Genomic DNA, 24,108 nt, shown 5'->3' on the forward strand with positions numbered 1-24,108 from the left:
AGTACAGAAAGAATTTAATTATTGAGCGGCGTATTTAATAGCAGGAGGTGATGTGTCGCTGTTTATTCTGTTTTTAAAAAAATTATTTTTGATGAGGATTATCAGTGAAGAAAGGAGGCGGCTGGCCGCCCCCTTAAACATCAGGATTTCGGGAAAATCCACACATGGTTTTCCGGCAATGCCAGATGGCAGTGCTGCGGATCGCGCACCTCGCTGCCATAAGCACGAATGACAAAATCATCGCCCTGGGTGCGGAACAAATATTCCCAGCGATCGCCCAGATACATGCTGGTGAGCAGCGGCAGTTCCAGCTGATTTTCGCCCGGCCCCTCGACCAGTTTCACCCGCTCGACGCGGATCACCGCCGTCGCTTCCTGGCCGTTTTGCACGCCTGTGCCCGCCAATCCCCACAACGCCCAGCCTTTGCCCTCAATGCGCGCTTTGCCGTCGCGCAGCTCGGTGATTTTGCCGTGTAGCCGGTTGTTGCTGCCCATGAACTCGGCGGTGAACAGGGTTTTCGGTGAGCCGTACATCTCCTGCGGCGTGCCTTGCTGTTCGATTTTGCCGTTATTGAGCAGCAAAATACGGTCGGAAATCGCCATCGCCTCATTCTGGTCGTGTGTCACCATCAGCGCCGACAAGCCCAGTTTGATGATCAGCTCACGCAGGAACACGCGTGCCTCTTCGCGCAGCTTGGCATCCAGATTCGACAACGGCTCATCCAGCAGGATCACCGGCGGGTTGTAGACCAGGGCACGACCAATTGCCACGCGCTGCTGCTGACCGCCAGAAAGCTGGTGCGGATGGCGTTTACCAAGGTGGCCTAAACCCAATTGCGCCAACACATCCTGCACGCGTTGGGTGATCTCCGCCGCCGCCACTTTGCGCAGCTTTAACGGATACGCCACGTTCTCGAACACGGTTTTGTGCGGCCACAAGGCGTAGGACTGGAACACTAACCCCAGATTACGTTCTTCCGCTGGGATCTCACTGCGCGGCGTGCCGGCGTAAACCGTGTTGTTGCCAATCACAATCGTGCCTTGCGTTGGCTTCTCCAGCCCGGCGACCGCGCGCAGCAGCGTGGTTTTGCCGCTACCGGACGGACCAAGCAGAGAAACCACTTCGCCGCGCTGCAAGTTCATCGACACGCCTTTCAGCACCGGATTGTCGCCGTAAGTTAAGTGCAGGTTCTCGACCGATAATTCAATCATGTAATTTGACTCCAAATCGCAAGGCAATACCCAAACCGACCACGACCAGCAGGATGTTAATAAACGAGAGTGCGGCGACGATATCTATCGCGCCCGCCGCCCACAGGGAAACCAGCATGGAGCCGATGGTTTCCGTGCCGGGCGAAAGCAGGTACACGCCGGTGGAATATTCGCGCTCGAAAATCAGGAACATCAGCAGCCATGAGCCAATCAGGCCGTAACGGGATAACGGAATGGTGACGTGACGCGTGATCTGTCCGCGCGTGGCGCCGGTGCTGCGCGCCGCCTCTTCCAGTTCCGGCCCGACCTGCAGCAGCGTGGACGAGATCAGACGCAGGCCATACGCCATCCACACCACGGTATACGCCAGCCAGACGCTGAAGATGGTGCTGCGCAGTGACCGCAGCCAGACGATCAGGTTATCGCGCAGCCACTGCGACCAGACGAAATCAGACAGCCAGCCCGATTTGAGCGAGTTATCCAGCCACATCGGCAGGAACAGGAACACCCAGAGAAACGCCAGGCCGGCCAGCAAGCCCGGCACCGCACGCGGCACCAGCACGCTGTAGTCGAGAAAGCGCGTGGTGTTATCGGGTTTGCGGTGCATAGCGATACCGATAAACAGATAACACACCACCGCCAGCGCGCCGCCAATCACCCCAATCGCCATCGAGTTGACGATGGCGCGCAGCAGGTTAGGCTGCGCCCAGATAGTCTGAAAAGTTTTGATCGACAGCTCATCCCAGAGCGAGACGCCAACGCCCCAGTTTGAGATAAACGCACGCAGCACCACGCCCAGCAGCGGCACGCCAATGGTCACCGTCAGCCAGAAGGCGACAACTGCACCGGCCACCCAGCGCCATTTGCCCAGCGGCAGCGCACGCGCCTGTGAGGCTTTACCTTTTACGGTGACAAAGCGATTGGCGGTGCGCATCAGGCGGCGTTGCAGCATCACCAGCGGAATGGTGATACAGATCAGCACCACCGCCACGGCAGCCATCAGATGATAAGAAGGCGTGCCGAGTTTGTTAGTCAGCTGATAGAGATAGGTGGCCAACACCATGTTGCCTTCGGGATCGCCCAGCACCAGCATCAGGCCGAACACCTCCAGCCCGAGGAAGAACAGCAGCACGGTGGCATACAGCATTGAAGGACGCACCATCGGCAAGCTCACCGCCGTCATCACCTGCAGCGGTGTCGCACCCGCAATACGCGCCGCTTCTTCCACATCCGATCCCACGCTGCGCAGCGCAGAAGAGATATACAGATAGGCGTGCGGGACGTGCGTTAGCCCGGCGATCACCACAATGCTCGACATGTCGTAGATATTCCACGGCACAAAACCGAACAGCGATTGCGCCCACAGCGAGAAGAATCCCACCGGGCCCGCCGCCACCACGTAACCAAAGCCGAGTACCATCGGCGAGACAAAAATTGGCACGAGGATCAGCGGCTCAATGATGCGTCGGCCGGGCAGATCGGTGCGCACCATCAGAAACGCCAGAATACCGCCCAGCGGAATGGCGATGATCACCAGCCCGAAGGCGAGAATAAATCCGCTGCGCAGCGCTTTATAGAAGTCGGGATCGGTGAAAATAAATTCAAACGACTCGAGGCTCCACGCTTTCGACGGCGAAAAGAACGGGGCGGACAAGAAACTTTGTATCACGATAAACGACAGCGGAACGTAGATAACCAGCGCGGTTATCAGCACCACAACGCCGCGCGGCAGGCTTTGCCACTTTCTCTGCAATGCACGCATATTGAGACCCTGAATGGCGAATCAGATAACAGAAAGAGAAGCGCGACGCAGCGGCCGCGCTTCGGTACTGCCGTTATTTACCGGCGGCTGTGCGCCACTGTTTGATGTAATCCAGACGTTTTTTCGGTTGCAGATATTCCAGCAGGCTTTCATCAACCGGGATCGGTTTCAGCGCGTTACCTAACATTTTGGTCAAGCCATCAATGTCATTTTTGCCTTCAATATCGTTGCGCAGGGAAGGGATGTCGGCTTGATTGGCCAGAATGCTTTGCCCTTTTTCAGACAGCACGTAATCGAGCCACAGCTTAGCCGCATGGCTGTGTTGCGCTTGCTGGCTGATGAACGAGACGCGTGACAGCACCAGCGTGTAATCCTTCGGATAAGCGATGCCCAGCGACGGATCGGTTTTGGCGCGCGCTTCGGCGTAAGAACCCAGAATGTTAAAGCCAATCAGGTTTTCGCCGGATGAAACCCTTTCCATCATGGTGCCGGTGGAAGACTGCACGGCTAAACCGCCTTTCGCCACGTCGGCCAGGGTTTTGAAGTAGTTGGGGTCGGCTTTGGCATCCTGTACTGAGAGCATGAAGCCGAGGCCCGATTTCTCAATATCGTAGGTAGTGACTTTGCTCTTGAATTTGTCGGTCTGGCTGGCGATCAGCTTGGCTAACGCAGCGTGCGAATCGGGCACGTCACCGGCCGGGATCATGCGCTTGTTGTAGATAAAGACCACCGGTTCGTAGGTGGTGCCGTACGCCTTGTTATTCCACACCGCCCACTTCGGCAGCTGCGCCAGTTCAGGGGATTTGTACTCCTGCGCGTAGTCGGTCGCCAGCTTCAGCCCGGTATCCATTGAGGAGCTCCACACCACATCGCCGCTGGTGCCACCCGAAGCTTGTTCACTGATAAAACGGTTGTACAGCTCGGTGCTGTTCATATCGTTATATTCAACTTTGATGCCGGGATAAGTGGCCTCAAAGCCTTTGACCAGCGGCCCAGCTGCTTTGATGTCGGTGGTGGAGTAGACCACCACTTTGCCCTCTTTGGTGGCGGCATCAATCACGCTTTGGTAGTCCGAAGGGTAACCTTGCGGCGGAGCCGCTACGGCTGACATGGAAACAAACACAGTGGCGGCAATCAGAGACAGAGGAAAAGTGTTCGACATTATAATTAACCTTTTAGTTACATTTGAGGAACTAAAGGTCAACATAGCCGATCGCCTTTTCCACACAAGAGGTGACGGATTGTTATCTTCACGAAGTGTGATTGTTGGCGTCGTTTAGGCAATTAACACCATAAAAACCACAAGTGGCCGCGCGCGGGATTTGCGCAAGATCACAGGATTTTGCGGTACAGCCGTCGCGGGTGGCCGATATTGCCGTACTGCATCTCGACGCCAATAAATCCGATCTCTACGCAATATTCGAGGTAGCGGCGGCCGGTGGTTTTGCTGATGCCGATGTTTTCTACCACCTGTTCAACCGACCAGCTGCTGTGCGGTGCTGCGTTAAAAAAGCCTTTAACCCGTTCCAGCGTAATCGACTCAATGCCTTTGGTGGATGGCGCGGCAGGCGCGTCACTGGCTGGCAGGTTGAACAACTTATCCAGCGCCTGTTGATCGACATTCTTCATCTGACGCAGGGTCTGCACCAGCAGCATGAAGCGCTCCAGCGACGCGCGCAGGCGATGGAAAAACACCGGTTTCAGCAGGTAGTCAAAGGCACCGCTGCGCATCGCGTGGCTGCAGGTTTGCATGTCGCTGGCGGCGGTGATGAAAATCACCGAACACTCAAAACGCTTCAGCAGCGGGTCATCAATCAAGGTTACGCCCTGACCATCCGGTAAATAGTTGTCGAGCAGCAGCAGGCGTGGCTGATGCGCAGCAATCAGCGCGCGCGCCTGCGCCAGCGTCGCGGCAATGCCGACCACGCGCAGATGAAAGTTCTGCTCAATATATTCACGATGCAGATCGGCCAGATGCGGCTCATCTTCCACAATCACCACATCAAGCGGCTTAGCATTATTCATGGGAAAGTCCTGTTAATGCGGCGGGCTGGAACGGAATAAACACCGAGAAGATGGTTCCCTGCGGTGAGTTGTCGCTGATCTCAATGCTGCCGCCCGCCTGCTGTACATAACCTGCCGCCAGATAGAGGCCGATGCCATGCTCTGCACCGAACATATCGTCTTCGCTGGACGGCTTGCTGGTGACGCCTTGCTCAAACAGATGCGGTTTAATGCTGTCATCGATGCCGCAACCCTGATCGGCCACTTCAATTAACAGCTCCTGATTACGGCCAGAAATATACAATTCTATCGGGGCGGCGGGCGTTGTGGCATTGAGCGTGGCGTCGACGGCGTTATCCAGCAGATTACCAATCACTGACATCAACGCCGTTTCACTCAGTGCGGCAGGAATGCGGCTCAGCTGGCAGGCCGGATCAAATTTCAGCTCCACGCCTTTTTCCCGCGCACTGACATATTTCCCCAGCAGCAGCCCACAGAGCGCGGGTGAGGTGAAGCGCGCCGAGACAAAATCCAGCACCTGCTGCGCGCCAGCTGATTGCGCGTGGATGTAGCGCATCGCGTCGTCGTAACGCTGCATCTGTAACAGGCCGACCAGCGTGGCGGTCCAGTTCAGCTGTTCATGACGCATGATGCGTAAATTATCCGCATAGCGTTTCACCTGGCTCAGCTGGCTGCTCAACGTATTGATGTCGTTTTTATCACGGAAGCTGCATACCCAACCGCCAGGCTCGCCGGGTTCCAGCTCGATCGCCACCCGGTTAACGATCACCTGACGCTGATTGAGCACGGTAACGTGATCGTGAGTTTTCACCTCATGCTGGCGCAAAAACGCTGCAGGAATCTGCAACACCGCATCCAGCGGTTTCCCCAGCAGTTCACTTTCACTCTGCTGAATATCCAGCAACTCGCGTGCGGCGCGGTTGATGAGAATCAGCTGCCGCTCCGCGTTGACCGCAAACACGCCTTCATACATCGCTTCCAGCAGCGCCTTTTGTTGCAGCACCAGCAGGGCGATATCCTTTGGCTCCAGCCAGAACATCTGTTTTTTCAGGTTGCGACTAAACATCCAGGAAAAAATAAACAGCAGCAACAGCAGCGCCACGCCATACAAACTGGCCTGCCACAGCAGGCTAACGTTGATATTGGCAATATAGGAAGTGAGATAACCCACCGAGACAATGCCAATCACCTGATGCTGGGCATTTAAGATTGGCGCCTTGCTGCGCAGCGACACGCCGATACCGCCTTTGCGCACCGAAATAATGGTTTTGCCCTGCAGCACCTCGGCATTGTCGCCGCCAATCATCGGTAGATTGAGGCGCTCCGGTGATTCCGAGTGGTAGAGATGGTGTTCTTGCGTGTCGCCAATCACGATATAGCTGGCATCGCTTTGGTTGCGCAGCGGCTGAATCAGCGCGGCGATGCCAGCGATATCACGGCGCGCTACTTTCTCCGCCAGGCCGGGCATCAGCGCAATCTCACTGGCCTGCACCCGCGCGCGCTGTCCCAAATCGTGATGCAGTTGGCGATCGATAAAATGAAACAGAATGGTGCCCAGCAAGGCGAGTAGCAGGCAGGAAAACAGCACCAGCGACAGGAAGAGTTTTACCTGGAAAGATAATCTGCGTTTCATACAACCTGCAGTAAAGAGAAACTGGAGAGAGGCATGGCTGGAGACTAGCACGCGAAAATGCGTGCCGTGACACGCTATCTTCAGAGTTGTGAGCTGGCTTCAATCCCGGCGCGGCTTAGGCGCTGGTTACTGTTGGCACCATGTCAGCGATATTCCCATCTTATTCCTGGTATTCGCCTGCTGTGGCGCTAATCAATCGGCAAAAAATCAATTCACCACGGCTAATCTATGCGCCGTTGTTTAATCCAGCCTTTCTCTGAGTAAATTCCGGTTTGGCCTGGCAACCATTGACCTTATAACCCGGAGTGGTGAGAATGCCGGGAAAAGTTTTGAATTAGATCGCAAATTTTGGGCATTAAGCCCGTTGCAGTGCGACCGCAAGCGTCGCACTGAATTAACGCCACTTGCACTCATCGGAACGCAAAAAGACGCGCCGAAGTAATAAAAGTGCAGGGCACACAGCAAATATCGTTAATGTCGTGACGTTCGTTGAGAAGGCCCGTCTGTTGATGCACCTACTCAGCCCCGGTCGGCATTTCTTGTTTTTGGTGATGAGCGCGATAAAAACGCCAGCGTTTTTTTACGCTCATTACCAGACAGATAAAAATTTAATTTAAGTTCGCCGTGAATGACGTGGTGACGCTATTAAGCCAAATCACCACAAGATAAAACGTAACTGGCTGAAAATTAACTGAACTCTTACGAGCGCAGCGCAGCCTTTTTATGCCTGAAAAATGGGTTTATGCGTAGTCAGTAAACAGGTAGCTGCAAGCCTGGGGCGGTAGCCTGCCTGTTTTACCTGACGAAAGCAGAATAAATCTGCACGGTTTATTTGGCGATTATCTTATTTAGCGATTTTTTTACAGAGAATTAAAGGCCAGTTTTATTTGACCTGAGGAAACTCTGAAATAGACAGGCAATAAATGTTAAGCCGGGCGCAAGCAACGTGCACTGTTAATCACTGCAATGTTCAGCAAATTTTTTTTCCGCCCGCAACTTTTACTCCGACAGAGTCCAGAGGTTATATGCAAAATCCCGTTAACGACGTTTTAATCAGCGTCATCGTGCCGGTGTATAACGCCGCGGCGTATCTGGAGCGATGCATTGATAGCCTGCTACAGCAGGAAGAAAGCCGTTTTGAAGCGATCTTTATTAATGACGGTTCCAGCGATAACTCGCTCGCGATATTGCAGAATTACGCCCATTACCCGCATTTTCATATCATCGATAAAACCAACGGCGGCGTTTCGTCGGCGCGCAATCAGGGCATTCACGCATCGCGCGGCAAACTGCTGTGCTTCTTAGACGCCGATGATTTTCTGCCGGCCAGCGCATTTGCCACCTATGTGCGGCTGATGCAAAACAACATCGCCATGGTGGGTGGGGAATCGCAGCACTTCACGCCTCAAGGCGATCCGCTCGATTTCCCGGCCAACAGCAGTGACGTGCGCCAGCTGACCGCTTCGGCGGCGATTAACGATCTGCTCTATTTCAATCCGCGTCACGGCATCTGCGACAAGGTGTTTCGTGGTGATGTGATTCGTCAGCATCAGCTCACCTTTAACGAAGAGATTTATAACTTCGAAGATCTGCTGTTTGTGGTCAATTACCTGCACCTGCAACAGGATCGTCAGGTGATCTTCACCCAGCAGGTGGTTTATCACTATGTGGAATCCACCAACTCCGCCACACGATCGGCGTTACGCGAAAAGCATTTCTCCTTTGCGCGTTCGTTTAATGGCATGCAGGCGTTTTTATCCGCGCAGCATAGCCGCTGTTATTACCATCTCTATTTAAAAGTGACCTCGTCTTATATCTATAAAGCGCTGCACAGCGACGGATTCAGCCGCGCCTTTATTGATGAATATATTTCGCTCTACCGTCGCAGCTTTAAGTCCTATTTCACATCAGGATTGATGCTCAATCCGTGGAGCCTGTACTTTGCGCTGTTTTTTGTCAGTCCACGACTGGTATCGCGTCTGCGCCGCCTGGCACAGAAATAAACGCTGAGGTTGAGTTGTGAAAGATAAATTAAAAAACTCCATGTGGATGATCGCTGAAAAGCTGATTGCGGTGTTCGGCCTGATATTTGTCACCTCATATGTGGCGAAATATGTGGGGCCCACCACCTTCGGCATTATCTCGATTTCGATGCTGGTCTTTCAGTTCATCCAAAGCATCGCGCTGATGGGCAGCGATGTGATTCTGCTGAAACGCTTATCGCAAAATCATCACTCCGGCATGCGCTTAATGATGGCGACCTTTCTGCTGGTGTTAGTGATTTACGGCGTTCTGGCAGCCAGCGGCATGCTGATTATGGGCGAAGAGTGGAGTGCTGAAGCGCGGGTATTTGTCTGCGCAGCGGCGATTGCCTGTCTGTTTTCTTCACTCGATCTGGTCAATATCTACAATGAGGCGATGCTCAATGCGCGCCTGAATGTCATCGCCAATCTGGCGGGGCTGGCGATCAGTTTAACCGTGCGCTTCTTTATTTCGTATTACGGTCTGGATCCGCAACTGTTGTCGATTCCCATCGTACTGGCGACCTTTATTCCTTTTGCCATCAAACTGACGATATTCCTGAAATACCATCGTCAGGTACCGATTCCGGCACTGCGCCAGATGAAGAAATATTCACGCTATATGGTGGCGTCCGGTATTTCTCTGGTGTTTTCCGTGATTGCGGTGGCGATTTATACCCGCGTTAACCAAATCAGCGTGTCGTATTTCCTTGGCGTGAAAGAGGCGGGGATTTTCTCTGTCGCGCTGACGCTCGCCACCGCGTGGGTATTTTTACCCAATGCCTTGCTGGCTTCCTTTTTCCCGGCGTTCTTTGCCGAACGTGACGATCGGCAATCGATTATCAAAGCGCAGAAATTACATCTGCTGGTGATAGGTGTCTCGTCGTTGGTGATTCTGGCGATTTGGTTATTGTCCGGATGGTTTATCCGTGACTTTTACGGTGCGGAGTATCTCGATGCGGTAGCGCCAACGCTGTTACTCAGCGTGGGTGCGATGTGCGCGGTGCTAAGCAGCGTGATGGATCGTTTCATTATTAAGTACAACGGATATCGCTATTTAGTGAAGAAAACCTTCGTGGTGTTATTAATTTGCGTGGCCTCCTCTTTATTGTTGGTTCCTTATTTCGGTTTAAATGGCGCGGCCATGAGCGTGGTATTAACCGAGTTTTTATCTTTCTCCCTGCTTAATTACTTTTTCCCTGCTCAACCCGTAATGCGTATTCATCAAATTTTTATCAATCCCAGGAAACTATGGCTGTTATTTAACAATATCAAAACCTCAGACAGTAAAGAGAGTTTATCATGAATGAAAAACCCCTGTTTAGTCTTATCATTCCCGTCTATAACTCACAAAAAACCATTAAACGTACCTTACTGAGCGTGCTTAAACAGACGTTCAGCAGTTACGAAGTGATTGTGGTTAATGATGGCAGCAGCGATTCAACCGCGAATATTCTGCAGGAGTTCAGTGCTTATTCGCAGGTCACGGTAATTCACCAAATTAATGCCGGTGTCAGCGCCGCTCGAAATAGCGGAATGCAGCAAGCCAGCGGTGAATATGTGTTATTCCTCGATGCGGATGATTGGGTGGATGATAACTTCCTGATGATCTTCAAACAGAATCTCGATGCCTGGCCAGCGGAATCTGTCGATTTGATGGTGGGCAACCTCAACGACAACCGCGTGGGCAAAGTGTCGCAGGCGGGCTTCTTCAGTCAGGAGGACATTCCTTATGTGCTCGGTGAGTTGGAGATGAGTGATAACATCGGTTATCTGCATAACAAATGTTATCGCCGTCAGATTATTGAGGAGTTGAACCTGCGCTTTTTGGAAGGTATCTCCATGAGCGAAGATTTGCTATTTAACCTTAAATTCTTCAGCTGCATTAGCAATTTTCTGGTCACGCCGGGTGCGGCTTATCATTATGAAGACGTGGCGGGTTCATTATCGAAGCGTAAAGTGCAATACAGTGAACTGAAAGTACGTAAACAGTTTCTCACCGCACTGTATGATTCGATCATCAGTAAATATCAGGCCAGCGATCTCGACTATTTTCTTAAAGGCATCTCCAAACGTGTACTGGCGCTGGATATGCAAATCGTGACCGCAATGTATCACTCATCGTTTTCACCTGCGGATATTGCCCAGGAAATTGATCAAATAAAGCGGGGTAAATACTCAAAAGGTATTTTCATCCTGCTGAATAAAAATGAAAAATTGAAGTACATGATTATGAATTTGAATACACTCACAGCGTACTATTTTCTTTATGCACTCTACAGAATGCGCGCATTCTAATTAAATTCTCCCGGCGTTAGCCTCTGGACGCATTTGCTGTATCAGAGGCTAGTGGCCGGGGGAGTTGCTCTTTATGTCATCTGTACTACCCGTGGTAACAGCCCAGCGTTGCCACACCTTTCCACTTTCCTCACGCCTTTCTGCTGACTCCCCGTTACTCCTTCTTGCACTCATTCCGCGTCTCATGTCAAATAGCGCCCCATGCAATCGATTGCGCGCATGTTTCGTGCATTTACTGCGGCGCAAAACATCAGGATGCGTGAATTTCATCTCATGAAGCGTCATCCTTTGCGTTCCGGCCGGGCGGAGCAGCCCACGCCATGATGGGTAGCCATCTTTGTGGCTGCATGTTGATAAAGCTTGTAATTCTGGAGAGACAGATGGACAACTCACAAACCGGTACGCTTGGCACCGTAGAAACGGCGGCTAAGGGCTGGCGTAAGAGTGATACCGTGTGGATGCTGGGTCTGTACGGTACGGCGATTGGTGCGGGCGTGCTTTTCCTGCCGATTAACGCCGGTGCAGGCGGGCTGATTCCGCTAATTATCATGGCGATTCTTGCCTTCCCGATGACCTATTACGCGCACCGCGCGTTAACGCGCTTTGTGCTCTCCGGTAAAAATCCCGGCGAAGACATTACCGAAGTGGTGGAAGAGCACTTTGGCGTGGGCGCTGGCAAGATCATCACCTTGCTCTACTTCTTTGCTATCTATCCGATCCTGCTGATGTACAGCGTGGCGATCACCAATACCGTTGATAGCTTTATCGTGCATCAGCTGGGGCTGGTTTCGCCGCCGCGTGCGCTGCTGTCGCTGATTCTGATCATCGGCATGATGACGGTGGTGCGCTTTGGCGAGCAGATGATTGTGAAAGCGATGAGCATACTGGTGTTCCCGTTTGTGGCGGTGCTGATGCTGCTGGCGGCTTATCTGGTGCCGCACTGGCATGGTGCAGCGCTGGAAACGTTGTCGTTAGATGCGAATGTAAGCGGCCACGGCATTCTGATGACGCTGTGGCTGGCGATTCCGGTGATGGTGTTCTCCTTTAATCATTCGCCGATTATCTCCTCTTTTGCCGTTGCCAAACGCGATGAGTACGGCGCAGGCGCGGAGAAGAAATGTTCGCGCATCCTGGCGAACGCCCATCTGCTTATGGTCGTGACGGTGATGTTCTTTGTGTTCAGCTGCGTGCTGAGCCTGTCGCCCGCCGATCTGCAGGCGGCGAAAGATCAGAACATCACTATTCTGTCCTATTTAGCCAACCACTTTAATGTACCGATGATTGCGTGGATGGGGCCGATTGTGGCGATGGTGGCGATCACGAAGTCGTTTCTCGGGCATTATCTGGGGGCGCGTGAAGGGTTTAACGGCATGGTGGTGAAGTCTCTGCGCAGCCGCGGTAAAACCGTCACGCCGCAGCGTCTGAATCGCCTGACCACCACGTTTATGCTGCTGACCACCTGGCTGGTGGCGACGCTGAACCCCAGTATTCTGGGCATGATCGAAACGCTGGGTGGGCCGATTATTGCGATGATTCTGTTCCTGATGCCGATGTATGCCATTCAGAAAGTGCCGGCGATGCGTCAGTACAGCGGAAAAATCAGTAACGTGTTTGTGGTGATCGTTGGCGTGCTGGCGATTTCGTCGATTGCTTATTCGCTGGTCAGTTAAGCATACATATCAGAAAGGTCGCCAGGCATGGCGACCTTATCATCATTACACCGCAGCCGTTTTAAACACACTCATCGACTGCGCCAGGCGATCCGCCTGTTCCTGCAACGCCTGCGACGCCGCTGAGGCTTCCTGCACCAACGCGGCATTCTGCTGCGTCACCGCCTCCATCTGCGTAATCGCTGAGTTGATCTCGCTAATCCCGCTACTTTGCTCGCTGCTGGCAATGGTGATTTCGCTCATAATATCCGCCACGCTCTTCACGCTGTTGACCACTTCACCAATCGTTGAACCGGCGTGCGTCACCAGACGGCTACCTTCATCCACCTGCGCGACCGAATCCTCAATCAACACCTTGATCTCTTTCGCGGCAGATGCCGAACGCGCCGCCAGATTACGTACTTCGGTGGCTACCACGGCGAAACCACGGCCTTGCTCACCGGCGCGTGCGGCTTCGACTGCGGCGTTAAGGGAAAGTATGTTGGTCTGGAAGGCGATGGAGTCGATCACGCTGATAATATCGACGATCTTCTTCGAAGAGAGCGTAATGGCTTCCATCTTCTCGATCACCTGTTCCATCACCACGCCGCCTTGCTTCGCCACGTTGGAGGTGTTGGCCACCAGCTGATTGGCTTCCCGCGCGTTTTCGGCGTTGTGCTTGACGGTGGCGGTCATCTGTTCCATCGCCGATGCGGTCTCTTCCAGCGAGCTGGCCTGCTGTTCGGTGCGTGATGAGAGATCGATATTACCGCTGGAGATTTGATTCGAGGCGACAGCAATGGTATCGGAACCGGCGCGCACATCGGAAACGATAGTGAGCAGATTGTCGTTCATCGCCTGCAGCGCCTGCATCAGCACGGCGGTTTCATCTTTACCGCTGATTTCAATGTGCGAACTGAGATCGCCTGCCGCGACTTTCCCGGCGATTTCCACCGCTTCATTCAGCGGACGCACAATTGAACGCGTCAGCATAAAGCCTAATACGATGGAGGCCGCAATGGCGAGAGCAGAGAAGATTAGCGTCATCTCAATAGCAGATGATCCGTTATCAATAATCTTCGCGCCTTCTTGCTGTAACTGCTGCGATTGCGAATCGGCAAACGCCACCGCGCTCGCCAGGAAAGCGTTTTGCGTATCGGTAATGGATTTCAGTACATAGGTGCTGGCGGCGTCTGCATCGCCAGCGCGTACCAGCTCAATCAGCTGATGTTTCTCGGCCTCGAATTTGTCACTGGCCGCCAGCAGCCCGGCGATTTTCTTTTTACCCACTTCGGTAACCTGTATCGCTTTGATTTTATTCATCGCGTTGTTGGTATGCTCAGTGGCTTCGGCGAGTTGCTGATAACGTTTAACGTTATTTTCCGGACGCGTGGTATCAATCACGATGCCACGCAGATATTTAATTTGATCGTTAACACCGTCACGGACGTCAAAACCGAGACGCACTTTTACGTAACGGTCTTCCACAATCGACGTAATACCGGTTTTGATGTTGTTAATTTTGGTAATCGACGTGATGCCGACAATGACTAACAGTGCCACCACTAAACCAAAGGCGATGCCCAAACGGACGCCGACCTTCATATTCTTTAAGCTCAACATTGGTTCTCCCCGTAATGCCAAAAATTGATGTTTTCAAGACGGAAAAGCAGGCAAGGCGCCCGCATCAGGTTGATGTTTTCTAAGGTAAAAATGGTTACGCAGCGTGACAAATCTGGTATGGCAGCACCAGCGCAAGCGCTATCAGTTATCGGTTGTTAATGTTTTAACTTTAATTTTTTAGAGATGCGTCACGGTTTGATTAATGACGTTAACCTTGATTTTTGACTGGATGGGAAAGTGAGGCGGGAGGATCCTGGTTGAAGAGTCGCCAGGAATGGCGTAATGCCGATCAGTTAAGCACCTTATCAAATCACCGCACATTCCGTAGCGGCGCGATTTATCGCGCAATGAATTGCGCCGCTACAAGGTGTGCTCTCGGTAATTAAGGGTTTCAGGTCTTAACTGACAAGCATTACGCTATGAACGGTGGCGTTACGATCATTAACGCGGCTTTTTCAACACGCCGTGGATCACATTCGACAGCTCGTTAATTTCGAACTTCGCCACGTAACCATCGGCACCGACTTTACGCACGTGATCTTCGTTGGCGCTACCGGAGAGTGAAGAGTGGATCACCACCGGAATCTGGCGCAGGTTGTTATCGCGTTTGATGTTGCGCGTTAAGGTAAAGCCATCCATTTCCGGCATTTCGAGATCGGTCAGCACCAGCGCGATCTTGTCGTGGATCGACTCACCATTAGCAGCCGCTTCTTTCTGCATCTCGTTAATTTTGATCCAGGCTTCCAGACCGGTGTTGTGCATAATCGCCGGGATGCCCATGCTTTTCAGGCCTTGCTCCAGCAGCTGACGCGCCACTTTGGAATCTTCCGCCACAATCGCCACCTGGCCCGGCTTCAGATTGAAGTCTTTGGCGGTCTCTGCGCTTGGCTCAACGCCGCGCACTGAAGGAATGATGTCATACAGAATCTGCTCAACGTCCAGCACCATCGCCAGATTATTACTTTGGCCGTCGGTATCCAGACAGGCGATGCTGGTGATGTTGCGGCTACCGATGCCCGCTTCCGCCGTGTGCACCTGGCTCCAGTCGAGACGCACAATGTTCTCCACCGATTCCACCGCAAACGCCTGAGTGCTGCGCGCATATTCGGTCACCAGCAGCAGGTTAAGGCCGGTTTCTGGTTTGCAGCCGGTGACGGCGGGCAGATCGATAACCGGAATAAACTGGCCGCGAATACTCGCCATGCCAAGCAGCGGCGATTGCATGCCAGCGGCGCGGGTGATGGTGGGCATCGGCACGATTTCACGCAGTTTAAACACGTTGATGCCGTACAGCTCAGATTTGCCTTTCAGCTGATCGGAACCCAGTCGGAACAACAGCAGTTCGAATTTATTGGAAAGCGCAAGGTTGGCGCGTTCATCGATCTCTTTCTGAAAATTATCCATCATGGCCTCGGAGCAGATCTGGGCTGAGTAAAGGGCAGGGCAATATCGCCATGATTAACTTATCGGCAGAAGAGAAAAAAAATGAAGGGGGAGATAGCGGAAATTTTAGCGTGAGAGCGATCGCCCTCACGCGTGTACTCTTTACTTCAGCAGAATGGCGCGCACGCTTTTGCCTTTGATCTTGCCCTCTTTCAGCTTGATCAGCGCTTTCTTCGCCTGAGCGGCGTCGATGGCAACATAGGCGTGGGTGGCGGTCATATCGATCTTGCCGATCTGGTCGCCGCTGAATCCGGCTTCACCGGTCAGCGCGCCGAGAATATCGCCCGGACGGATTTTGGCTTTGCGGCCGCCATCAATGCACAGCGTCATTTTGGTCGCCGGCAGCGATTTGGCGCTGGTGCCTTTCAGCGAGCTGGAGGAAACCCAATTGAGCTTCTGCTGCAGATACTCTTCCAGCGCATTGGCGCGCACCATTTCGTCGGGGGCAACAAAGCTTACCGCCAACCCTTTCTCACCGGCGCGGCCGGTACGGCCGATGCGATGAATGTGCACTTCCGGATCCCACGCCAGCTGGAAATTCACCACCAGCGCCAGCGATTTAATATCCAGACCGCGTGCAGCGACGTCGGTGGCGATCAACACGCGGATGCTGCCGTTGGCGAAGCGAATCAGCACGCGCTCACGATCGCGCTGCTCCAGATCGCCATGCAGCGCTAACGCACTGATATCACGCTCGTTCAGCGCGGCAGCAACGTCGTCACATTCGCGCTTGGTGTTACAGAACACCACGCAGGAGGCCGGTTGTTGCTGGCTGAGCAGCGCGCCGAGCAGGCTGTGGCGCTCTTTGGCGCTGGCTTCAATAAACTGCTGCTCGATGGTCGGTAACTCGGTTTTATCTTCGGTGGCGACTGCCAGCGCATCGCGCTGAAAACGCTGGCTGAGACTGGCGATGGTATCCGGCCAGGTGGCAGAAAACAGCAGCGTCTGGCGCGTTTCTGGCGTAAAGCCGATGATCGCTTCCATGTCGTCGCGGAAGCCCATCTCCAGCATGCGATCGGCTTCATCCAGCACCAGCGTTTGCAGCTGGCTGAGATCAAGGTTGTCGCGCTTCAGGTGATCGAGCAAACGGCCCGGCGTGCCCACCACGATATGTGGCGCATGCACTAAAGAATCACGTTGCGCGCTCATCGGCTGGCCGCCGCACAGCGTCAGAATTTTGATGTTGCGGGTAAAACGCGCCAGCTGACGCAGCACGTTGCTGACCTGATCGGCCAGTTCACGCGTCGGGCACAGAATCAGCGCCTGAGTGTGGAACTGGCTGTTATCGATGCGGTTCAGCAAACCCACGCCAAAGGCGGCGGTTTTGCCACTGCCGGTTTTCGCCTGCGCACGCACGTCGCGCCCTTCCAGAATCGCGGGCAGGGAAGCGGCCTGAATCGGCGTCATGGCGTCGAAACCCATCTCGCGCAGGTTATCGAGTTGGCTGGCGGGCAGTTGCGTCAGGGTAGAAAAAGCAGTCACGGGAAAGTCTCTAATTGCGGGTAGGATGGCGGCGGTCAGTCTGGCAGAAAGGGGCGTGATCGGCAATGGCAAAAGCGCTTCTGCTGCCTGCCTGAAAACCGTTAGCGTTATAGCAGGCTTGTCTCGTTTTTATACGCATACTGTTGCGAAGTTCTAATGCTTTTGAGGTTGATTTTATTCTGCAATGAAGGCGCTAAACCTCGGCATATGCAACGAAAAAGGAGAATTAGCGTTATTAAACAAGCATTATCAGGGTTTGTTAATGCTTACTTATAAGTATTGTGCTAATGAATGGCTTCGCTTAGGTAAAATTCTGATTAAAACGAATGGCCGATTTGCTTTATATTTACCCCGCCGTTTGGCTAATCAGTAAATACCCATAATATTTCAGAGGTCATTTCATTGAGTCATTATGTCCAGGGACAAAACGAAGGCATTCTGAAAATCGTCGGCCGCGCCGTGTTAACGCTGCATCTGCATGGGGAAACCTTATCTTCGGATAAAGTCAGCTCTATGATTGCCTGTTACGCGGAAGAAGAGCCTGTCAGCGACGATGAAAACCAGCGGCTGTATGCGCTGGCGATTCAGATGCTTTCGTAAAATCCAGCACTCACCGGGTGTGCGCATGCTGCCTGTTTATGTCGTACGTAAAGCCTCCTTGCGGAGGCTTTTTTGTTGGGTGCCTTCAACCACGCGCCGCTACGGGAATGTGCGATTTTTGGCTTACGCACTGAACACTGGCAATCCGCGGTGGAAGGTGGCGCGGACCGGGGAGATGCGGGCGACGGCTTCGGCGGAGCAGCTGGCCTCGACCAGCATCATGCTGGCTTCATCGTCGACCTTCGGCCACTGACGTTCGCCCTGATTCGACAGCGGCAAAATCCCGCCAGTGGCGATATGCAGCGCGCGGCTCAAACCGAACTCATCGGAACCGCGATACAGCTGCGCGTACAAATTGGCTTTCTCCAGCATGCTGCCGGTGCCAAACGGTGACCAGTGATCGATCACGCTGTCCGTGCCGGTCATCACCGTGATGCCCGCCGCCTGCAACTGCGGCAGCGGCATGGTCAGCTTGCCAATCGGAATGGTCGACGCCACGCTCATCTGCTGCTCGGCCATGCCCGTAATCATCTGATCCAGCGCTTTGCCTTCCAGCGTGCCGAGCGCAAAACCGTGGCTCAGCGTCACTTTGCCCTTCAGCTGCGGGTTTTTCGCGATGGTGTCGATCATGTACTGAATGGCCGCCACGCCGGATGGCGAGGTTTCGTGCAGATGGATATCCACGCCGCGCTGGAAATCGAGGGCGATCTGGAACATCGCATCCAGCGACGCCTGCATCGCGCCATCCACGTTGGTCGGATCCAGCCCGCCGACAAACTGCACGCCCATCTGCATCGCTTCGCGCATCAAGCCATCAACCTTCGAGTGCAGTAAACCGTGCTGCGGGAAGGCAACGATTTCACACGGGAATTCCGCATGATTCGCCAGCGCCAGCTTGAGATGCTCAAGGCTTTTCAGGCCGCTAACCGGATCGATATTGCAGTGACTGCGCGCTTCGGTGGTGCCTTTGCTGTGCAGCAAACCAATGATCGCTTCAGCACGCGCCTGCGACGTTGGCAGCAGTTGCGGGATCAGCACCTGTTCGCGCGCAATCATATCCATGATGGTTTTGCCCTGACGCGGACGCGGCGCTTCCCACGGACCACCGTAAAAGGTTTTGTCGAGATGGATATGCATATCGCGGGTGCGCGGCAGCAGCAGGGCGCCGTTGGCATCCCACTGAGGCAGGGCGGCGTTGCGCGCTTTGCCTGCGGCATCAATCGCCGCGAAAGTGCCGTCTTTGATAGTGATGTCGTACAGCGCGGTGCGCGTGGCGATCACCTCTTTACCGTCGCGCTCAAAGCCCTCTTCGAGGCGGACATTGAGCAGCTGGTAGTGCGCAACGCGCGGTGGCGGCGTGTGCGGCTGTGTGCTGTTAGCGAGCAGCGGTGAAGTGGGTGCAGCGTAGCTGATGCCGGCGGCCAGCAGGCTTCCGGCGGCGGTCAGACTAAGAAATTCACGACGGGTGGGAGAGGTCAGTTGCATCAGAGGTTCCATCAAATGAGAAATGCTTAATCTGGCAAAACTCTACGCAGCGCGCTGCGATATTTGCCACTGGTTAGCAGTGGAAAAATCACTGCCACTGCAGCTGACAAAAGGTCACCAGCGCGGCGGCCAGCGCCTGCTGCAGTTCGTCCTGCGGCGCACGGCAAAATAGCGCCAGTTCAAAATGGTTGATGGTGGGTAAACCATCGGCTTCCCCTAATACGCGATGCTCAGGCAAGCGGCAGCTGGCGGGCAGCAGCGTTAAGCCCAATCCGGCGGCGCTGGCGCTGGCGAGCGCCACCAAACTGGCGCTGCTGTAGCTGATGCGCCAGCTGCGGCCGAGGCTATCCAGCGTCTGCGCCATCTCCTCGCGATATAAACCGAGCTGCGGGAACACCACCAGCGGTACCGGCGTTTGCTCAAAGCAGGGATGTGCGGCGCTGTCCAGCCACAGCAGCGGCTCGGGGCGCGCAGCCAGCGGACGTTCACCGCCCGGCTGTTTGATCAGCATGATATCCAGCTCCTCACGCTGCCAGGCGCGATGCAAATCGACATACATGCCGCTCATCACATCAAGGCGCAGTTGCGGATGATCGCGGCTGAACTCCGCCAGCAAACCGGCGGTCGGCGCGGCGAAATCTTCCGGCACGCCAAGGCGCAGCACGCCGTCGCGCCATTTATCGCTCAGCACGTCGTGCGCTTCGCCGTTTAGCGCGATGATGCGGCGCGCATAGCCCAGCAGCTTCTCGCCCTCTTCGGTGAGCGCCACCTGATGCGACGTGCGCTGCAACAGCGGTTTACCGATCATCTCTTCCAGCCGACGCACCTGCTGGCTCACGGTGGATTGCGACAGATGCACGCGCTCGGCGGCGCGGGTGAAGCTGGCGGTTTCACACACCGCGACAAAACTCAGCAGTTGCTGCGGGGTAAACATCGGCTGACGATTCATTTTTCCACTGGTCATTATGGTGTTATTTCATTTCCAAATAGTAACGACTGCTGCGATGCTGACAACCTCTTTGCAGCTGGATTGTGTATGAATCGACATTTCAACGGATTAACGCTCGCCGCTTTGGTAGTGGCTGGGCTGAATATGCGACCGTTACTCACTTCTCTTAGTCCGTTACTCGGCCAGCTTCGGCAGACGATGGGACTCTCTTCACTGGCGGCTTCGCTGCTGCCTGCGGTACCGATGGTGATGATGGGCGCGGTCGCGCTACTGAGCGCTTCGCTGATGCAGCGCGTGCCGCTGCAACGCTTGCTGCTGGCCGGATTGACGCTGCTGCTGCTGGCGCTGGCGGCGCGTGGCGTGATCCACGACGGCAGTTGGCTGGTGGTCAGCGCGCTGTTTGGCGGCCTTGGCGTGGGCGTGGTACAGATGGCGATGCCGGGCCTGATTCGTCAGCGCTTTGCGCAGCGCAGCGCGCCGGTCACCGGATTGTGGGCCGGTGCGCTGATGGGCGGCGGCGGTTTGGGGGCGGCGTTATCGCCGTGGCTCAGCGATCATTTGGGCGAGCCGCTGGCGCTGAGCGGCTGGGCGCTGCCGGTGCTGCTGGCGATTGCACTGTGGCTTTACGTGCGCGTACCAACCGCCGCCAGTACGGAAAACGTTGCGCTGCCGTCGCTGTGGCGCACGCCGCGCGCCTGGACGCTGGCAATCAGTTTTGGCCTGGTGAACGGTGGTTACGCTACCTGTGTTGCGTGGCTACCGGATGCCTATCATCATCTTGGCTGGTCGGCGCAGGCCGGCGGATCGCTGCTCGGCGCAATGATTCTGTGTCAGGTTGCGGGCGCGCTATTGATGCCGCTGCTGGCGCGTAAGGCGGATCGGCGTCCGCAGCTGATTATCAGCCTGGTTTGTCAGCTGATCGGCATGAGCGGCTTTCTGTTTGCTCCGCTGTTCGCGCCGTGGCTGTGGGCTGCGATTGCCGGATTTGGTCTGGGCGCGGCATTCCCGCTGGCGATGGTGCTGGCGCTTGATCACCTGCCGCATCCGCAGGCCGGTGCACGGCTGGTGGCGTTTATGCAGGGCGCGGGCTTTATCATCGCCGGCTGCATGCCGTTTATCGCCGGTCAGCTGCAGGCATTAACCCACAGTTTTTCCAGCGTCTGGCTGATGCAGGCGGCGGTGACGGTCGGGCTGATTTTGCTGAACCTGCGCTTTCATCCGCGCAGTTATGATCGGGCCTTTGGCCGGACTGCGGCGTAATTGGTCCTACCAAAAGATTCAAATGTGGCCGCGTCGTCACATAACATGAAAAATCCCGCCTGTTTCGTTGCATCGAAATAACAAAGCATTAACCATTCTCCTCCATCAAGCCCGCCCTGCTGCATTTTGGTCCTACCAATGCAGCATCGTGGGGGAGCCTTTCTCAGGATAATGCGATGACCGAAAATACGCTGCGGGCGCGGCTCTGCGCCTGGATTACCGAGCATCAGCTGGAGCCGGGCATGCGGCTGCCGTCCGAACGCGCGCTGGCGGCCGAGTTTGGTTCATCGCGATCGTCACTGCGCGAGGCGATCCAGCAACTGATCAGCAGCGGCGTGTTAATCAGTAAACGCGGTGGCGGCACCTGGCTGCGTCAGCCGCAGCAGCCATGGTCGGAACAGCGCATCGTAGAGCCGATTCGTCAACTGCTGGCTGAAGATCCCGATTATCGCTACGACATCCTTGAAGCGCGTCACGCAATAGAGGCCAGCACGGCGTGGCATGCGGCGTTGCGCGCCACCGAAGCCGATAAAGAGCGGCTGGCTTACGCCTTTGATGCGCTGCTGAAGATTAAGCAGAGCGACGATGCCGATCTCGCGGCGCAGGCCGATCTGCGTTTTCATCTCGCCATCGCCGAAGCCTCGCACAATGTGGTGCTGCTGCAGACCATGCGCGGCTTTTTCGATCTGCTGCAATCCTCGGTGCTGCACAGCCGTCAGCGCATGTATACCCATCCGGTGATTTTTAATCGTCTTAACGAACAGCATCAGGCGATGTTTGATGCGGTGATGGCCGGTGATGCGGAAACGGCGCGCCAGGCGGCGATGGATCATCTCGGCTTTGTTCACACCACTATGAAAACCCTGCATGAAGATGAGGCGCGCCAGGCGCGCATTACGCGTCTGCCGGGCCACCAACCTCAGCACAAGGAAAATAACGGATGATCATTTCTGCTGCCAGTGACTATCGCGCCGCGGCGCAACGCATCTTGCCACCGTTCTTGTTTCACTATCTGGATGGCGGCGCTTACGCCGAGCACACGCTGAAGCGCAATGTCGCCGATCTCTCCGACGTGGCGCTGCGCCAGCGCGTGCTGAAAAACATGTCGGAGTTGAGCCTCGAAACCAAGCTGTTCAACGAAACCCTGTCGATGCCGGTGGCGCTGGCGCCGGTCGGCTTGTGTGGCATGTATGCGCGACGCGGTGAAGTGCAGGCGGCGCGCGCGGCGGCGCTGAAAGGCATTCCGTTTACGCTCTCAACCGTGTCGGTTTGCCCCATTGAAGAAGTGGCGCCGGCCATTAATCGTCCGATGTGGTTCCAGCTCTATGTGCTGCGCGATCGCGGCTTTATGCGCAACGCGCTGGAGCGCGCCAAAGCCGCCGGCTGTACCACGCTGGTGTTCACTGTCGATATGCCGACGCCGGGCGCACGTTATCGTAATGCGCACTCCGGCATGAGCGGCCCCAATGCGCCGCTGCGTCGTTACTGGCAGGCGGCAACCCATCCGCAATGGGCGTGGGATGTCGGTTTACATGGCCGTCCGCACGACCTCGGCAACATCTCCACTTATCTTGGTAAACCGACCGGGCTGGAAGATTACATCGGCTGGCTGGCGAACAATTTCGATCCGTCGATTTCCTGGAAAGATCTGGAGTGGATTCGTGAATTCTGGGATGGCCCGATGGTGATTAAAGGCATTCTCGACGCGGAAGATGCGCGCGATGCGGTGCGATTTGGTGCCGATGGCATTGTGGTGTCGAATCACGGCGGGCGTCAGCTGGACGGCGTGCTGTCGTCGGCGCGCGCGTTGCCGGCAATTGCCGATGCGGTGAAAGGCGATATTACCCTTCTCGCCGACAGCGGGATTCGCAGCGGGTTGGATGTGGTGCGGATGATCGCCCTCGGAGCCGACAGCGTGCTGCTGGGACGCGCGTTTGTCTATGCGCTGGCAACGCAAGGTCAGCGCGGCGTTGAAAATCTGCTCAACCTGATTGAGAAAGAGATGAAAGTGGCGATGACGCTGACCGGCGCGAAATCGATCAAAGAGATTACGCAGGCTTCGCTGGTGCAGGCTAACGCGCTGTTGAGCGAGGCGGGCTTGAGTCCGGCGCGTCCACGCGCGGTGAGCTAATCCAGCAGAATGAGTCATGTTGTCTATACTCAATAGCTGTCGAACACAACAGGAGGAATGACATGACCATTCATAAGAAAGGATCGGCCCATTGGGAAGGCGATATTAAAGGCAAAGGTACGGTAAGTACCGAAAGCGGCGTGTTGAGCAATCAACCGTACGGTTTCAATACCCGTTTTGAAGGCCAGAAGGGCACTAACCCGGAAGAGCTGATTGGTGCTGCGCACGCTGCTTGCTTCTCAATGGCGTTGTCATTGATGTTGGGCAATGAAGGGCATCCGCCAACAAGCATTGATACCACCGCGGATGTGTCGCTGGATAAAAAGGGTGACGGTTTTGCCATCACCAAAATCGCGCTGACCAGCGCCATCGTCTTACCGGGCATTGATGACGCGAAGTTTGATGAGATCATCCAGAAAGCCAAAGCGGGCTGCCCGGTTTCTCAGGTACTGAATGCTGAAATCACGCTCGACTACACGCTGAATAAATAATCGCCCAAATGGGTGACCAGCGTTAGAATCAACGGTGCGCCTTAG

At 54.9% G+C, this 24,108-nt stretch carries 19 protein-coding genes; 9 read left to right on the forward strand and 10 right to left on the reverse strand.

Annotated elements, in window-relative coordinates; all coding sequences use genetic code 11:
• Positions 1 to 140 precede the first annotated feature (140 nt).
• From FCN45_RS04305 to FCN45_RS04325, 5 genes are all read right to left on the reverse strand, one after another.
• A complete protein-coding gene (locus FCN45_RS04305; RefSeq protein ID WP_137385229.1) occupies positions 141 to 1,211 on the reverse strand; it encodes an ABC transporter ATP-binding protein in 1,071 nt (356 codons plus the stop codon).
• Positions 1,204 to 2,973, reverse strand: coding sequence for an iron ABC transporter permease (locus tag FCN45_RS04310; protein WP_110867794.1), 1,770 nt, complete (start codon positions 2,971 to 2,973; stop codon positions 1,204 to 1,206). The genes FCN45_RS04305 and FCN45_RS04310 overlap by 8 nt, the downstream gene beginning before the upstream one ends.
• A gap of 73 nt (positions 2,974 to 3,046) precedes the next feature.
• A complete protein-coding gene (locus tag FCN45_RS04315; protein ID WP_137385230.1) occupies positions 3,047 to 4,135 on the reverse strand; it encodes an ABC transporter substrate-binding protein in 1,089 nt (362 codons plus the stop codon).
• Between the two features lie 170 nt (positions 4,136 to 4,305).
• Entirely contained in the window at positions 4,306 to 4,998 is a 693-nt protein-coding gene (locus FCN45_RS04320) for a response regulator (protein WP_110867792.1), read from the reverse strand.
• Positions 4,991 to 6,631, reverse strand: a complete 1,641-nt coding sequence (locus FCN45_RS04325; protein ID WP_137385231.1) for a sensor histidine kinase — start codon at positions 6,629 to 6,631, stop codon at positions 4,991 to 4,993. Before FCN45_RS04325 ends, FCN45_RS04320 begins: the two co-directional genes overlap by 8 nt.
• Positions 6,632 to 7,656: 1,025 nt before the next feature.
• Here FCN45_RS04325 and FCN45_RS04330 point away from each other — a divergent pair.
• The 4 genes from FCN45_RS04330 (at position 7,657) to FCN45_RS04345 (ending at position 12,620) form a co-directional block, all read left to right on the forward strand.
• Positions 7,657 to 8,634: a glycosyltransferase gene (locus tag FCN45_RS04330; RefSeq protein WP_137385232.1), complete on the forward strand. Its 978-nt coding sequence runs from the start codon at positions 7,657 to 7,659 to the stop codon at positions 8,632 to 8,634.
• Positions 8,635 to 8,650: 16 nt separating this feature from the next.
• Entirely contained in the window at positions 8,651 to 9,958 is a 1,308-nt protein-coding gene (locus tag FCN45_RS04335) for an oligosaccharide flippase family protein (protein ID WP_137385233.1), read from the forward strand.
• The gene (locus FCN45_RS04340) at positions 9,955 to 10,950 is read left to right on the forward strand and encodes a glycosyltransferase family A protein (protein ID WP_101762499.1); all 996 of its coding nucleotides are present in this window, start codon (positions 9,955 to 9,957) and stop codon (positions 10,948 to 10,950) included. The genes FCN45_RS04335 and FCN45_RS04340 overlap by 4 nt, the downstream gene beginning before the upstream one ends.
• 380 nt (positions 10,951 to 11,330) lie before the next feature.
• A complete protein-coding gene (locus tag FCN45_RS04345) occupies positions 11,331 to 12,620 on the forward strand; it encodes an HAAAP family serine/threonine permease (protein ID WP_110867788.1) in 1,290 nt (429 codons plus the stop codon).
• A gap of 45 nt (positions 12,621 to 12,665) precedes the next feature.
• Here FCN45_RS04345 and FCN45_RS04350 read toward each other — a convergent pair whose 3' ends face one another.
• The 3 genes from FCN45_RS04350 to dbpA all read right to left on the reverse strand — a co-directional run bounded on the left by FCN45_RS04350 (position 12,666) and on the right by dbpA (position 17,147).
• On the reverse strand, positions 12,666 to 14,222 hold the full coding sequence (locus tag FCN45_RS04350; protein WP_110867787.1) for a methyl-accepting chemotaxis protein: 1,557 nt from the start codon (positions 14,220 to 14,222) through the stop codon (positions 12,666 to 12,668).
• Between the two features lie 441 nt (positions 14,223 to 14,663).
• Positions 14,664 to 15,626 (reverse strand): chemotaxis protein, encoded by a 963-nt coding sequence (locus FCN45_RS04355; protein WP_008105989.1) that lies wholly within the window; start codon positions 15,624 to 15,626, stop codon positions 14,664 to 14,666.
• Positions 15,627 to 15,767: 141 nt separating this feature from the next.
• Positions 15,768 to 17,147 carry an ATP-dependent RNA helicase DbpA gene (dbpA, locus tag FCN45_RS04360; protein WP_101762496.1) on the reverse strand — a complete coding sequence of 460 codons (1,380 nt, stop codon included), beginning with the start codon at positions 17,145 to 17,147 and terminating at the stop codon, positions 15,768 to 15,770.
• 402 nt (positions 17,148 to 17,549) lie between these two features.
• Here dbpA and FCN45_RS04365 point away from each other — a divergent pair, with 402 nt between their 5' ends.
• Positions 17,550 to 17,747, forward strand: coding sequence for a hypothetical protein (locus tag FCN45_RS04365; RefSeq protein ID WP_137385234.1), 198 nt, complete (start codon positions 17,550 to 17,552; stop codon positions 17,745 to 17,747).
• Positions 17,748 to 17,870: 123 nt separating this feature from the next.
• Here the strand turns inward: FCN45_RS04365 and FCN45_RS04370 are convergent, their stop codons facing one another.
• Positions 17,871 to 19,232 (reverse strand): amidohydrolase family protein, encoded by a 1,362-nt coding sequence (locus FCN45_RS04370; protein ID WP_137385235.1) that lies wholly within the window; start codon positions 19,230 to 19,232, stop codon positions 17,871 to 17,873.
• A gap of 88 nt (positions 19,233 to 19,320) precedes the next feature.
• Positions 19,321 to 20,181, reverse strand: a complete 861-nt coding sequence (locus FCN45_RS04375) for a LysR family transcriptional regulator (protein WP_137386848.1) — start codon at positions 20,179 to 20,181, stop codon at positions 19,321 to 19,323.
• Between the two features lie 87 nt (positions 20,182 to 20,268).
• Here FCN45_RS04375 and FCN45_RS04380 point away from each other — a divergent pair, with 87 nt between their 5' ends.
• The 4 genes from FCN45_RS04380 (at position 20,269) to FCN45_RS04395 (ending at position 24,063) form a co-directional block, all read left to right on the forward strand.
• Complete coding sequence (locus FCN45_RS04380; RefSeq protein WP_137385236.1) at positions 20,269 to 21,441, forward strand: cyanate transporter; 1,173 nt, start codon at positions 20,269 to 20,271, stop codon at positions 21,439 to 21,441.
• Between the two features lie 176 nt (positions 21,442 to 21,617).
• A complete protein-coding gene (lldR, locus tag FCN45_RS04385; RefSeq protein ID WP_101762492.1) occupies positions 21,618 to 22,385 on the forward strand; it encodes a transcriptional regulator LldR in 768 nt (255 codons plus the stop codon).
• Positions 22,382 to 23,572, forward strand: coding sequence for an FMN-dependent L-lactate dehydrogenase LldD (gene lldD / locus FCN45_RS04390; protein WP_137385237.1), 1,191 nt, complete (start codon positions 22,382 to 22,384; stop codon positions 23,570 to 23,572). Before lldR ends, lldD begins: the two co-directional genes overlap by 4 nt.
• A gap of 62 nt (positions 23,573 to 23,634) precedes the next feature.
• Positions 23,635 to 24,063, forward strand: coding sequence for an OsmC family protein (locus tag FCN45_RS04395; protein WP_101762490.1), 429 nt, complete (start codon positions 23,635 to 23,637; stop codon positions 24,061 to 24,063).
• The last annotated feature ends 45 nt before the right edge of the window (positions 24,064 to 24,108 follow it).

Source organism: Pantoea sp. SO10 (assembly GCF_005281435.1).
In the GTDB taxonomy this organism is placed as follows: Bacteria; Pseudomonadota; Gammaproteobacteria; order Enterobacterales; family Enterobacteriaceae; genus Pantoea; species Pantoea leporis.